This is a genomic window from Paenibacillus sp. J22R67, assembly GCF_059692175.1.
In genome coordinates this window covers 674,580-689,568 of sequence record NZ_JCAUAX010000003.1, presented here as the reverse complement: position 1 = coordinate 689,568, position 14,989 = coordinate 674,580, and the positions used below count along the sequence as shown (strand labels likewise).

Below are 14,989 nucleotides of genomic sequence, written 5' to 3'. Positions count from 1 at the left end.
CTATACACTTTTGTCCTTCACATCATATGCTATCCTATAGAGTCAAGAGGGAGGGATTCTGACATGTCTGCTGGATACAATAACGTAGGTGCAATCTTAGTGCTTTTCATCTTGTTAGTTATCATAACTAGCGCATTTGTTCTTTAATCTATAATTAACCAAAAAGACTGTTCCTTCATCAACTTGATGGGGAACAGTCTTTTTTTATTCGCTTTGTTGATTTAAACGTTGCCGTTCGGCTTCAATGGCTGCGAGCTTTTTGCTTATTAGTCCAGTCGTCCTTGGATGCTGCTTCAGTGTACGCTTATACATCTCCTTGGCAACTGAGGGTTTTCCTGCTCTTTGCGCAATTTCTGCAAGGGCAAGATCCACCTTCCATTCCCCTATTTCGTGTTCCGGAGAAACTATACTGCGGAAAGAGTGGAAAGCTTCTCTCGCTCTTCTGAGGCCTGCTTCCGCTTCTGTATAGAGCTGATCAGCCTGCTTCATACGGACTTGAGCTATCATGTAATGGGCATCCGGGAAGTCTGATTGATGGTCTAATGCCTTCGTACTGTACATCAGAGCATGCTCCCAATCCTTGCGATGATAACTTATTTCCATCAAATATTTATATACGTCAAGCAGCCTGCCAAAAAGAGGTTGAGACAATGCTCTGCGTTCTGCTTCATGAAGCGCCTCAATGGCTTCCTGCTCTTTGCCTGCTCCGAGCAGATCCCGTCCTAGATAAAACCACGCCGCGGGATTATCAGGTTCTTCCTGGACCATAAGATGCAGTAATTTCAGATTTCGTTCAATTTTCTGCTTGCTCTTCATGACCGTTGGTTCATATCCATCATGCAGCACTCTTATTTTCACCTTAAAGCGATGTGCTTCGGGATTATAAACACCAGATTGTGTGCTCACTTGTTCATGAACCCGTCCCCAGTACTTAAGTCCTTTTCCTAAAGGGAATAAGCGAGCCTGTGAAAAATTATGGTTTACGTGATTTTGGATGGAGTTAATTTGCCATAAGCATAATATGGAAGGGATTGCCGTGTCGTGATAAAGACCAGCTGCTTCACGTACAGCGTCCACATCTTCTTTGACCAAATACTCATCCGCATCTATCCAAAATACCCAATCCGAGTTCATGTGCCGAAGGCCTTCATTTCTCGCAGCGGCAAAATCATCTACCCAAACAAAGGGAACAATCGTAACATTTGGATAATGCGAAGCCATTTCAGCAGTCCTGTCCGTAGAGCAATCGATAAGAATAATCTCATCAACAGCGCCTTGCAGTGAATCCAAACAACGCTCAATCGTGCTTTCCATGTTGTAGGTTATTATTCCAGCAGACACGGTTACCCTTCTTGCATGGAGAAGCCCCTCAATATCTACCCTCTCATCACCAGCAGGGATTTCTTTTAGTAGATCTAATACCGGCACCACCCAAGTCGCTTCAGGATCGAGTAACCATGCACGATAGAACGCCTTCGTGGCTGCACTTCCATAGCCCTGATGCATTAAGGCTTCCCCTAAAAACACCCAATTTTGCGCTTCTAGAGAATTTGCACGAATGTGCTCTTTGGCTGCGAGTTCCGCTTCTTTGTAGTTCTTTTGTTTTAAAAGTTCGGTGACTGTTTTCATAATCAATTAGGCAGGTCCATACGTTGTATAAGGGATTTTATACACAACTTTATCATTATCTAAGGTAAGGATAACAGTTGTGCTTGCATTTGCTGGAGGATTGTTTGCTTGAACATATACGGCGCCGCTTCCATGTTGAATGATAAAATTCAATTCAGGATTTGTTGATGAAACGGTCACATCGTCACCTTCATTCTGCCAATCAAATAATTTGTCCGGACGTATAGTATAATGAGAGTCATCTCGATTTCGCGGAGCAATATTTATTCTGTCTACATAGGTATGATGATTTACTACATCCTTGGCAATGATCGTGAAATTGTTAGGTTCTTGTTCTTCTTCATTTGAAACATTATCAGCAGCATGATCTCCCGCCGTAAAATACAACTTGCTTCCAGGTAAAATTCCATAATAGGTAACGGAAGTGACCGAAGGATTCTCATGGTACACGGAATACTGAACAGAAGCATCTGCCTCTTGCGGAAACATTTGATTCAAGTCAAATTCTACCGTACTGTTTTCGTACAAGTAACTCTTAGATAATTGGTTTTCATAGAGATCGTAATTCTCTTTAACGGTAAACACGACGGATTCTTGCTCGTTATCTGTTTTCATATGCTTAAATTTATAAACACCATTAATAGCCTTTAATGTAACATCCGTTCCATTAATGACGGGTATATTTTCAAAAACTTCTCCAGTATTTATGATTTCCATATCAATGTAGGAACTTCCATCCAGGTGATTGAAGTAATTATGCATATCCAGGGTAATAGATGCGCGTTCCTCTAAGTCAAATTGTTCAGAATTTTGTACAATAATGGGAACTGTCCCTGAAACGACACCACCCTCATTGTCAAAAACGACTACGGGGAGATAAACGGGCCCATTCGTTGATTGAAGTGGAGTCAGCGATTGCCCATACTCCGTATTATTGACTCGAATATACTCGTTCCCTGAAGTTGGGAAAACAACATTCAATAATGAATGCTCATTAGGTTCATTGAGTTCATTCGACTCATTGGTAGGATCCTCAAAAAATTGATTAATATCAAAAGATAGCGGGCTTTCACCATATGAGTTAATATCAACATCGATACCAGAAAAAGCCTCGAACGGCGTCACATCTATTTTCGGGATGGGAACTAAATTCCCTGGTTGACTATAGGGATTCTCTTTCTTGATGGTCGGTGATGCAAGATCGATATGGCCCATCAGCTCTTCAATCTTTGACTTTTCCGAGTACTGAGAAGAGAAATTCTGTAGCACGGAAACAACATTTTTAATATTAAAATTTGAGCTAGCCCCGCTTCCAACGCTTGGAACGATGATGACATTAAATGTGTCGTTAATCGTTGCCTCACTCTCAAAAGGGGTTACAGTTACCGTAAAGGTGGCGAGTCCGGTCGGAGAATTTGCTGCTAGGGGGTTCGCATTTATTTCTAAAATACCATAACGCAATAAGCTTTGGTCTATTGTCGCCAACGTGGAAGTATTATTAACTTGGAACTCCCTACCCATATAGTAGAGTGTGTGCAAATTAATATATTTCTTCCCGCCTTCTGGAATAACTATCGTTTGTAGCCTATCATCATGGTTAAACATTGGAATTTCCGTTTCCACATTCGCCGCAACAGGCACAGTCAAAAATGGCACAGCGATCATCGCCGTACTTGCAATAGCCCCTACTATTTTTTTCTTTCTACTAAATGTTTTCTGCTCTTCTCCCATTATTTACACCACCGCCGTTTAGTTTATTTCCCTCATTCTACCATAGCCTAGTAGTACGAAGAACCCCTGAAACGACAAAAATCCCCAAAAATCGAGGATTTTATAGGAAATTTAACTTATAAACAATAATTTACTAGGGCTTTATGCACACCTTCATCGTTATTTGATGCGGTTACTGCATCCGCGGCTTCCTTCACCCCGTCTGGCGAATTTTCTACAGCAATACCGAGTCCGGCAAATGCCATCATCTCTAAATCGTTATAGTAATTGCCAATGGCTAGAATTTCGCTCGAATCGATCTCTAATGATGCGGCCAGAGCTTTCAACGCATTCCCTTTATTCGCCTTAGCGCTCATCACATCAATGAACAAATCGCCACTGCGAATCATCCGCAATTGACCATATAGTTGCTGTTCATCCCATTCTTGTTGAACACGATCTAGGACCTCTGCTTTACTAAACAGTGTAAATTTCACAATCGGTAATCCTAGCTCGGATACATCCGTTACGAGTTTGGGATTAACCAGAAACTTCGTGTACATTTCTTTCTCGTATTCGCTAATTCGTTCGATATACATGTTAAAAGACGTGCAGACATCAAAATGAATGCCCTCTCTTCTCACGTAATCCAACATAGGGGCAATTTCTGGCAGCGTAAAAGAAAACTCATTGATTAATGATTTCCCACGTTCATCTGCGTGAACGGTTGCCGCTCCATTATGCGTAATCATCGTTCCTTCTAATCCAAGCTGCTGCAGGATAGGCAGTGTGCTGTCAGGAGCCCTTCCTGTACACAATACGATATGTGCACCTTGATCATGTACTTCCTGAATCGTCTCAATCGTTTGCTCGGTTAATTCATGATCATCATTCAACAGTGTTCCATCAACATCCAACGCAATTAAACGATAGTTCAAGGTTTTCTCGCTCCCTTAGGCATAGCTTTTTTATCGATTAATTGTATCATAGGATAGCTTGGGATTCACCGTTTCATTCAAAAAGCAGCTACCCGAAGATAACTGCTTTGAAATTATTGAACCCTATGAACACCAACTGATTTATTAACATTGCCGATAATATTCACGTGAATATCCTCTGTTTTTATTACGCCATTACGATAACGAATTCGAAAATGAATCGTCTGCGCTCCTTCAGGCAACCCCTCCGAAAATGACTGGAATTTAGTATCAAAAATTTCCCCAAAAAAAGTTGTCACATCTCCTTCTGCCGGAGTTAAATCCTCTGATACATAGAGCAGTTTACCGTCCAATCCCGATGTATCTATCCATGCAGTAACTTCGTCAACAGGTGCCGGCGAGCTCTTACTTGATACAACGAATATTTCACCCGAGTAAAAATCCTTCGGCGCAGCGGCTGTTTGGTGACCGCTTTTCTCATGTAAAAGCAGCCAATTATTCGTATAAGTAACGTTCGAGTGAATCGTCAACGGTGTTGCAGCAATCATTTTGACAACCGAATTCGAAAGCAGCCCATCTGACACAGTAAGTGTCACTTTATAAACACCAGGAGTTAGGAACTTATGGCTAATATTTTGCGAGGAAAAAATAACCTCCGTACCACTGGGCTGCTCCAATTTCCATGTATAGCTTAGTGTGTCGCCATCAGGATCAAAGGAACAATTGATGCTTTGAACCACATCGCCTTCCCAAACTGGCTTAGGAGTCCAGTCGAACTCAGCAACAGGTGACTGATTGATATAGAACCATGTTTGCGCTGAATATTCAGACCAAACAATGCCATCAAATACTCTTGCTCTGACGCGTAGTTTCTGCCCTGAAGGTAGATCGCGACTGGCTTGCCAATTTCCCACGTTCAAAACCGAACCTTGGTGAAATTGCCCAGAATCTAGTACCATCACATCATTAGCCTCATTCGTTACTTGAACCTGAAAATAGGTGAAAGTTGTTCCGGGATCTAGGTCCGTCTGCGTCCATTGGAAAGTAGGACGAGGATCAGAGTATATCGTAGGCACAGCTTGCGTCCCATTAGGCATTTTCATAGTCACAGATGGAGGTCTGTTCAAGGTGAACCATCCGGAGTTGGACCACTCGGACCAATACCTCCCGTCATTTACACGAACTTGAACTTGAAAGGGGCCTACTATGCCATTAAGAACCGACAAGTCGAATTGTTCGGACGGATGGACCGTCCAAGAATTACTCGTTGTATCGTACTTGCAACTGCGCCATGCCCCTGAATCACTATTAAAGCTACACGAATGAGCATAATTGCCTACTCGAATTGCTTGATTCGTAAGCCCATAATAATTGTATGTAACTTGAGTACCATTTTCATCAAGGATTCTGTACTGGAAGTTTTTATATTGGGTTGGAACATCAGGGTCCGATTGATTCCAAGAAGGCATGAGCCATCCACTTATTATCGGAGTAGGCACAGATTGTGTTCCATTGGGGAAAGTCAACACAGCTGATGGCGGGTATCCCTTGCTGAAATATTTCTCCGACCATTCCGACCACGCCCCTTTTTCATCCTGTACACGTATTCTCGCCTTATAAACTCTATTGTCCTGTAACGTCATCGGAACTACGTAATTTAAGCCAACACTCATACCGTCACTTCTTAGGTTACTACTCAGAGATCGAGCAGGATTAAACTGATTTATCCATCGATATTGCGGATTACTGTAATAATCGTAATAGTAATATTGAACGTCGATTTCAGATTTTACAATGTAACTATCCGCATCAAAATCAACAGCATTCCAAGTAAGCATCGGATTTGATGATGCTGCCCCAGAAGGGTTATTAAAATCAGCACTCACAGGGTTCGTTATATCTACAAAAGGTGCATGATTGGCAGGCGGAGCATCTAACCAGATATACGCTTCTGTCCAGTCTGACCAAGCGTTGTACTCATCTTTTACAGCCACCCTGAACGTATATAGTCCGATTTCTTTGACCCGATCAATCAGTCCTGGCACCGTAGTTCCGTCAGGAAGGATATATTCATACCTGCGATCAAGGATGCCTTTCGTTAAGGCATAGTTAATTCCTGTAGACTCTGTAGAGTAATTAACAGAACTTAACCATCGATCCGGATCATAGCTTTGTGAGTCATCGCAGGTCACCTTATAATACAAATCTTGGCTGCAAGTTATCCGACTAATTGGTTTGCGATGCATCAAAACATTTCTCGAATAAGGATCCGACTCAGATATGTAGTCGGCAAAAGCGACGTTTGGATACGTATAGCCAAGTGGAGCAGGATCATCAGCGCCAATATACGAAAGTTTGTACAGACCAACTTTGTCGAGTATTTTCGTTGGGGCGCCTGCTAATGTTTGACCATGATAGCCTGACAAGCCACTTCTTCCATCGCCTGCATCCAAAAACTTCTCCGCATTCGTGTGCTCATATTTCCATTTGTCTTTAGCAATTAGATGTGGATCGTTTTCTGGGTCATCATAAGTTGTCCCGTAGATGAGCTCTTCCCCAGCTATTCCTATATCGCTTATTGTTGTGTTATCTACGATGGGGATCTTCACATAAACGTTACGTAAATGAGAACCATATCCACCTATGAATGCTCCATAGGTCCCAGAAGTGAACGTAGAGTCCGATACTTCAAAAATGGGAAGCTGACCTAATCTTACCTTCATTTTTGACCCTCGAACTGATACTTTAAGGTTTGAAAAATCTGTCGTGTTTAAACGAATGGGGCTGGTTCTCAGCACAGTACGATCCCCGTTGACAATTTTGCTGAGAGTAATCCAATTTGAAGTCAATTCCAGCCTATACATGTTCCTATTGTTCTGCGCTCTGAAAATAAAACCAGACGGTGAATTCAAGCTATAATTCAAATTCGTTTGTTTAAAGTCAAAGGAATAGTCCGCATCGGATATATTTGTGTCTTTCTTTAAAATTTGGCCTACCTCAGAGGATGCATACATTTTTGGACTGGCAACAGCACCTTTTATCGTGTAGAAATAGTACTTATTGAACGAACCGGATGAATCTTCGTCATAATTTGAGACATAACTGCCAACACTGCAGGGGCTACAAGATTCCCATACAAAATTATACCTTCTGAGCTTGTGGTATCGTTCCTGGAGCTGTAGATAATATTCACCGTCAGCCCCAAATCCTGATGATGATATTGTGTACTGTCTATTTTCATACAAATACTGTTCATTGCCTGAGTAGTTCTTTGGGCGTAAATTCGCTGTCGTGTATTCCGCAACTTTAGTGGCAAATTTATCGACGACTGTTATCTTATTAAATCCATCAACAATATAAACATATCCATCCTCAGAAACATCCCATTTTACTTGCACGAACGAGCTTGTTGCACGATCCCACCCGTCTCCTCTAATTACACTTCCATCTTGAATTTGGCTGCTATCGTCTCGGTTGACGGAACTTATATCTAATCGCTTCGTAACACCCGTTTGTTTGTTATACGAAATTAGATAATTGGTGTAAATCCCTTTGTAAGCTGATTTGCTGCCTCTACTTGAATTGCTATAGTTACTATAGGTACTCGTATAATCTTGATGAACATAAACGGCTGCCTCCGAATCCTCGTATATTGCTCCATCTCCTGTGTCTGGCCTTGTAATGGTTGCAGAAGATACTTCAAGACCTGTTTCCACATCATACCATCGTGAAGGATCACTGCTACTGCAGGAAGAACAGTAACTAGGATTAAAAAGTACGTAAGGTATTTTTATTTTCGTACCATCATCATTAATCTCCATGTTGTTTGCATTGCCAATATGATTAGGTTGTGTCGGAAGAGCAATTAAACCAGCAACCGAAGAGCTAATACTCTCTAAGCTTTTAACCCAGGAAGTTTGACCTGATGCATTTTTCCTCGTATAGTCACACCACCAATGATAGATATCATTATCACCTGAGTAATTTTCGTAATAATATTTGCAAGATAAACTATAGCTGCCTCCTTTGGCGTCATATGTTAAATAATTGCCCGTATTGCTTGCTGTCGGCGGGTCAACACCACTGAGTTGGGTAGTCGTAGGTTGGCCGTGTGGGATACCTTGCCAATCAACATTTTGCACCGTGTAGGGGATAGCACCGCGAACTGCTACACCGCTTTTATTGCCTAAATATTGAGTATCATATAAAGGTGGAATGCTAAAGCTGCTTCCCACGTCAAGTCCAACGGTCGTTACAGTGTTAGTAAAAATTAAACTACTAGCTGGAGCCTTATATGGCGACTTTCCAAAATGTGAAGTAAATCCTTTCGTAATAGGGTTGTACGTGAAACCAATATCCTTTGTTTTATGTAAACTTGTGTTGGTAAGCGTTGAACCTTCCCATTGATCCCCAAATGCCATTAGCAATTCGTTCTCATTTACTGTTTGAAACAAAGGAGGTTCGGGATTTGCACTAGTTACCGTGAATGCGACCTCAGGGGAGTCATTTTTGATATCGATCACGAAGGATTTCGTGTCTGTTAACCCCCAATCTTCCTTAGTTTTAACCGTTAGCTTATATTTACCCACCTTCGCAGCAGGTAACTGTGCCGTTCCACTTACTGTAATAGGTAGATTAAATGGCATGTGATCATTAAAGTTTCCATCATTATTACTGTCGTAGACATAGTTAATCGTAGTTTCAACAATGACATCACCATCGGGACTAAATGAAAGATCTCGAAATGGAATGTTTCCACGAACCGCAAATAGCGGAAGATTAATTACGGCTACAGGAGGTTTATCCTCGACAACATTGATACTTTTGATTGCTTTATTTTCTGGTAAACTTCGTATGCCATAGTTATCTTTGACCTCGAGAGTGACAGTCTCCAAACCAATATTGGGGTATACAGGCAGGTTATTCGTCCAAAAGTATTCCGAAATTGTCCTGTTCTTAGCTGGTCGGCTGCAAGCTCCATTGATAGCACTGAGGGGAAGAGGGCGATTTTGCACGACCCGATTTGGAACATTTATGCAAGGAACTGGCTCAGGACGCATGATTGTTATTGTTGCTTCCTTCTGCGTACAGGCTCCTTTGTCATCGCACATTTTTGCCGAAATTGTATGATCTCCGGCTGTTGATGCCGTTAGCCATGTCAGTTTGTCCTCTCCTTTTAAGTAACCTAAGGAAGGAAAGCTTTTGATCCAATTACTTGAGCTATTCGCAAACAACCATTCAAAAGTAACAAAATCATCATCTGGGTCATAATGGTTAGGCGCAATTTCAGGCAGCAAGCGTACATTTAACTTATCCCCGACTACCGCATCTGATAGGGATGTGCGAGTGTAATAATCGTTATTCGGAAACCATCCGATTTCGAACTGTGGCGGTCTATTTGGAGGCTTGGGACCTAGTGTAAACTTTCCCTCATAAAAATAAGAAGTTCCTCCACAACTATCCTCAAGTTTGTAAGAAATATCTACTTGTCCACTTTGCATGTTGCCAGGATAACCAATGAAACCCATCATTCCGTAAGCAAAAATAGACATATCATCCACTGAAGTACTGCTCAGTGCACTCCAACCATATTGAACATATTCTCCAGTTGCTTGAGATAAAATAAAACGCCCTCTAACTGGCGTACAACTGGATGGGATTGTCCAGTCCGCCTTGATCATGTTGGAATCTTTCCATGGCATCGTAGGTTTGTCTGCCGAGGTTTTTCCGGAATAGCTACCGCCTGTAGGCGCACAGCTAGCTTGTGGGGTAATAATTTGAGAAAGCACATTATTCGTGGAGGAAGTTTCTGAGATATCATCATTGGAATCTACGGTTAGTGTAATGCTTTTTATACTGTTGAAGGTATAGGGGACTATCTCGGTTTTAGTCTCTCCTGGCGGAAGTCCCGCCGTGTAGGTATAGGTCTTGAAAACTGCGCCGTCGGCAGCTACAGTTACTTTGAACGAGCTGCCACTAGGGACGGCAACACCAGCGTTTTCGAACTTGATGGTGAGGTTCGTGCTTGAACCTGAGAGGACGCAGCTGCCGGCATCGATCGACATTGCCGCTAGATCGGGTTTGTTGGGTGGGGTGTAGGTGACTTCGATGTAGGTTTGGTATTTGTAGGTATCACCTTTCCATAGGCCTATGGCGTACATGTGGTAGTTACGGGATAGGCCTCCTGAGCCGTCGGAATCTGGGTATTCTTCTATTTGCTCTTCCGGAACAGAATCATCAAGCAACATCATTGTACGAATCATACCTTGACCTGCTAGTGTTCCTTGACCAACTGACAAAGGAGTAGCGCCATAAGAGGATTTATATTTCTGGGCATCATAGATTTCAATGGAATTTTGTGCAAGCTTATCCCCGTCTGAAATAATTGCTCCTGTGTTAGTGATAGTTGCATCACTTTCAGATTCAAACCAATAATTGGGACGATTAACGTCGTAAGCTGTTGTTACTGCGAAACCTTCCTTACTGTAGTCTTTTACCTTATCACCACTGGTATGATGACCTGTACCACCAGTTTGACCATCATTATTATACGTCGGTGAATTGAAAGAATATCGCAAGTCTGGACCATGCGAATTGACGAGAGAGTAATCAAATAAAATGTTAGTATATCGTTTTCTTCCTGTTAAGGGAATATATCCAGGATAAGGTGATTTAGGATTTCCCGAGCTACCATCAAATTCGATTGCAATTGTTTTGGTTCCTTTATGTTCCCAAATTTGACCAGCAGGTTGACGGTATAACTGATGCATTGGATATGTTTCAGATTTTCCATATACAGTCTTTTTAGTACCACCTAGGTTATTAACTATAATAGAGTTTCCGAGAAGAGAGACTGTTGTGGGATTATCTGTGCCATTATTGTTTAATGTTACGTTACTAATAGTACCAGAGACAACCGAACTTATGTCTTTAGTAAAACTCTTAGTTGGTGATGTAGAAAATTGTATATCAACAATAGATTCTTTAAATGTACCTACTTCGTAATCATAGTAAAGCTTTTTAATGCTTGCACCATATGTGACTTCTGATGCAATAAAAGGTAATACTGCATCAAACAAAATTAAAAAAAGAATGATCTTTATGAGATAGCGCGGCAGATTAAACCACCTCCATTATTTTGCCCCTACAATAATTTGTTTACCTAGTATATTAAATTCTATAGTTTTAATTAGATAACTTTTTTTTCCTGTGTAAGCAACAAATCCTGTTTGGACTTGAGGGATATTAAAGTGAATCCAACGTTGCAACACTTGATCTGCTAATAGTAACTCATCTGATTTATCCAAAAGCGTCAGAATTTGATATGAATGAAAATCAGCATTCTTCCCAACAGATGATTCATCTGCATTAATTGTAAAGTTAGCAAGAACAACAACATTTTCCGACTTAACTAACTCGTTATCAAAAGTGCTCATCTTAATCAAATTCATATACGGATCATCAGGATCCGACGGATCAGCAATGATTAATTGGTTCAACTTCACTTTCACACCAGTGCCATATGGCCACTCCGTCCCTACTTCCTTCGCCTTCAACCCCAACATAGTCCCCACATTGCTCCCAGTTGCAGCAATCTCAGCGGCGCTCGCCGCATACTTATCAACCTGCAGCTTCTCCCCACTCTTGGCAGCAAGAATCCGCTCAATAATCGTAATCGCCTGAGCACGCGTACTAGTCCCGTACACATCCAGATCGGTCCTGCTTACGCCATGAATTAACCCCATTCTCGTAGAGTCAACCATCGATCCTTTCAAAGTCTTATCAACACTTCGCACGCTCAAAATAGACATCTCATATCTTTGCAGCGGTTCGTTATACCGTTCTGGAAACTCAGCAGGGATTATTTCCTGCGCCTTCAAACGATCTACATAGGGCTGAAACCACCCATCCCCATCGACTTTGTTGACCTTCTCACCTGTTGCCAACGCTACCATTTTGATAAATTCAGCGCGGCTAATTGGGGCATCCGGTTTAAAAGTATCATCTTCGTAACCGTCAACGTACTTCTTTTGAACGGCAGCATGAATCGACGATTCCGCCCAATGCTGGAATATGTCTTTGAAACGAGTTGGACTCTGCGCGGAGGAATCCATGACATCGTAGCCTATGGATACTACACATAACACTGTAATACAAAATACAGATAATCTTTTTTTCATAATTAACCCCTCTTTCATTGCTAACAGCAAACATGTTTGGTATTAAATCCCTTAAAAACAACATAAAAAACCACCCTGCCATCGCGATGCACAAAACTCAACGATGACATGGGCGGTTCTTCCGCACAAAACATTTGTATTACACCAAAAATACCATATACTAGTATTTTTGTAAATCTCTAATTTTGAAAATCGTGGGCATTTCTGAGAGCTGTAAGCTCCTCATCCATCAACTCTCTTACTTGACCTAATGCTAGACTTGGATCCAAGGGTAGCGGGCCCATGGATATGCGTTTCAGGTAGGCAACTTTCTTACCTACAGCTTGAAACATTCGTTTCACCTGGTGAAACTTCCCTTCCATGATTGTTAACTCAATCTCGGAAAGCACTCCATCAGCTTCGTTACCGACACTTAGAATTTTCAAGATACCCGGGAGCGTCTCGTACCCATCATCCAAGGTCACTCCTTGCGAAAATGCCTCAATATCCTTCTCGGTAACCTCCCACTCAACCCTAGCAAAATAAGTCTTAGGAACGTGCTTACGAGGAGAGAGCAGGTTGTGCGCAAGCTTTCCATCATTGGTAAGCAAAAGAAAACCTTCGGTATCCTTATCTAACCGACCTACCGGGAAAACTTCGAATGGCGCATAGGCTGCATCCAAGAGATCCACCACGGTACGATCACGATTGTCCTCAGTAGCAGAAACCACGCCCTGCGGTTTATTCATCATCAGGTAAACGAACTCCCTGTAACGCACTGTTTCGCCGTTTACCTGAATGATGTCTTTATCGGGATTGACCTGCATCCCGCTGTCTTTGACCTTCGCGCCGTTCACATAAATAGCGCCTTCTTTCGCTAGGCGTTTGAGTTCAGAGCGCGAGCCGATGCCCACGTGGGCGAGTATTTTATCGAGCCGTTGTGTTTGTTTCATGACCGCTTAGGTCCACCTCCAGCCGGGCGGGTATTCGTTTTTCAGCATCCCGTCCAGCCATTTGCCCCAGCCGACGGGATGCTCGTCAATGCAGACAAGGCAGTAGCCTTTGGCTGCCTTGGTCACTTCCGGGTCGCGGATAATCTCGCTCTCCGCGACTTCGAGCGTCTCGCCCTTCAGGTACCGAAGGGCTCGCTCGTCGCTCGAAGCCAAGCTCAGCGCTCGCTTGGCTTCGCGCATGCGCAGTCCCATGGCAAACGCATGGGACGGCTCAAATCGGCCGCGGTGCAGCGCGCCGATGTACCAACCAGGCCGCACGACTTTCAGTCCGTGCAGCTCAGGCAAATCCGCCGGCGACGCGTACGCGTGCTCGCCGTAACAGACGAGCCGCAAAGCGGCGAAAGGCTCGCTGCGCAGCAGCTCGTCTTCGAACGCCTGAAGCGGCTCCAAGCTCACGCGGGACTCAGTCCCCGCGCGGCTCTTCCCACGCAGCGTTTCACGTCCGCTGCGCCCCGCTCTCGATGCCGACACACGGTCGGCATCCGCCCTCACACTCTCATGAACACTATCACCCGCAACACTCCGCAGCACAGCGACATAATGCCCCTCACCACGCAAACGATGGGGCCAAAGCCGCGCAGTCCCAGCGACCGCCTCGCGAGCACGATCCGAATAATGCTCCTCACACCAAGGTTCACGCAGCCAATCGGGCTGTCCATGGTCGAAACGGTCAACCGATACCACTTCAAACGCTGGATTTTTGTTCAAAAACCCCGCGATCTGCGCCTCGTTCTCCTCCGGCGAAAACGTGCAAGTGGAATACACAATTGTTCCGCCTGGGGCTAACATTTGCGCCGCTTGTCCAAGTAATTCCCTCTGCATGACGGCAAATTCCTGTACCGTATGACGCTCCCATTGCTGCATCATATCTTCTTCCTTGCGGAACATCCCTTCGCCCGAACAAGGAGCATCAATTAATATTTTATCGAAATAACCCTGAAACACATTCAGCATCCGCTCTGGCCGTTCATTCAAAACGACGGCATTTCGAACGCCAAAAAGCTCTAAATTTTTAACGAGCGCCTTCACCCGGTCCGAATGATTGTCATTCACAACAAGAACTCCTTCACCCTGCAGTTTGGCTGCAATTTGAGTAGACTTCCCGCCCGGAGCTGCGCACAAATCGAGCACTTTTTCGCCAGGCTGCACCTGAAGCAGCTCCACTGGCGCCATAGCGCTTGGTTCTTGAATATAATAAAGTCCTGCATGATAATACGGATGCTTACCAGGACGTTCTCCTTCTTCATAGTAAAATCCTTCCGACGCCCACGGCACGGGTTCCAACGCAAACGGACTTTTATCCAAAAAATCCGCTTTCGTGATTTTACCTGTATTCACCCTCAAACCAAAAGATCTCGGCTGGTCGTAAGAGGCCAGAAAGAGCTCAAATTCCTCTTCCCCTAATAAATCAATCATTTTATCCCTAAATAAGGGAGGTAGTTGTTTGGTCATCTGACATCTTCTCTTTCCTCTTTTATCTCCGCTATTATAGCTGAACTGTCACGAAACAGCCAATTATTTTCAAAATATGAACAGGATA

The 14,989-nt window shown here is 43.3% G+C and carries 7 protein-coding genes; all 7 read right to left on the bottom strand.

The annotated features are described in order from the left end of the window. Nucleotides 1–204 precede the first annotated feature (204 nt). The 7 genes from AC58VC_RS15105 to AC58VC_RS15075 all read right to left on the bottom strand — a co-directional run bounded on the left by AC58VC_RS15105 (nucleotide 205) and on the right by AC58VC_RS15075 (nucleotide 14,901). Entirely contained in the window at nucleotides 205–1,629 is a 1,425-nt protein-coding gene (locus AC58VC_RS15105) for a tetratricopeptide repeat-containing glycosyltransferase family 2 protein (RefSeq protein WP_497369556.1), read from the bottom strand. Nucleotides 1,630–1,635: 6 nt separating this feature from the next. After that, nucleotides 1,636–3,360: a hypothetical protein gene (locus tag AC58VC_RS15100; protein ID WP_497369555.1), complete on the bottom strand. Its 1,725-nt coding sequence runs from the start codon at nucleotides 3,358–3,360 to the stop codon at nucleotides 1,636–1,638. A gap of 116 nt (nucleotides 3,361–3,476) precedes the next feature. Further along, a complete protein-coding gene (locus AC58VC_RS15095; RefSeq protein ID WP_497369554.1) occupies nucleotides 3,477–4,277 on the bottom strand; it encodes a Cof-type HAD-IIB family hydrolase in 801 nt (266 codons plus the stop codon). Between the two features lie 113 nt (nucleotides 4,278–4,390). Continuing rightward, the gene (locus AC58VC_RS15090) at nucleotides 4,391–11,356 is read right to left on the bottom strand and encodes a PKD domain-containing protein (protein ID WP_497369553.1); all 6,966 of its coding nucleotides are present in this window, start codon (nucleotides 11,354–11,356) and stop codon (nucleotides 4,391–4,393) included. A gap of 54 nt (nucleotides 11,357–11,410) precedes the next feature. Beyond that, nucleotides 11,411–12,457: an S-layer homology domain-containing protein gene (locus AC58VC_RS15085; RefSeq protein ID WP_497369552.1), complete on the bottom strand. Its 1,047-nt coding sequence runs from the start codon at nucleotides 12,455–12,457 to the stop codon at nucleotides 11,411–11,413. 179 nt (nucleotides 12,458–12,636) lie between these two features. After that, nucleotides 12,637–13,389 carry a pseudouridine synthase gene (locus AC58VC_RS15080; RefSeq protein WP_497369551.1) on the bottom strand — a complete coding sequence of 251 codons (753 nt, stop codon included), beginning with the start codon at nucleotides 13,387–13,389 and terminating at the stop codon, nucleotides 12,637–12,639. Nucleotides 13,390–13,395: 6 nt separating this feature from the next. Then, nucleotides 13,396–14,901, bottom strand: a complete 1,506-nt coding sequence (locus tag AC58VC_RS15075; protein WP_497369550.1) for an RsmB/NOP family class I SAM-dependent RNA methyltransferase — start codon at nucleotides 14,899–14,901, stop codon at nucleotides 13,396–13,398. Nucleotides 14,902–14,989: the final 88 nt, after the last annotated feature.

Bases quoted from the DNA above. Each gene is read 5' to 3' on its own strand.
- AC58VC_RS15080 (WP_497369551.1), bottom strand. From the start codon at position 13,389: ATGAAACAAACACAACGGCTCGATAAAATACTCGCCCACGTGGGCATC.
- AC58VC_RS15075 (WP_497369550.1), bottom strand. From the start codon at position 14,901: ATGACCAAACAACTACCTCCCTTATTTAGGGATAAAATGATTGATTTA.
- AC58VC_RS15100 (WP_497369555.1), bottom strand. From the start codon at position 3,360: ATGGGAGAAGAGCAGAAAACATTTAGTAGAAAGAAAAAAATAGTAGGG.
- AC58VC_RS15105 (WP_497369556.1), bottom strand. From the start codon at position 1,629: ATGAAAACAGTCACCGAACTTTTAAAACAAAAGAACTACAAAGAAGCG.
- AC58VC_RS15085 (WP_497369552.1), bottom strand. From the start codon at position 12,457: ATGAAAAAAAGATTATCTGTATTTTGTATTACAGTGTTATGTGTAGTA.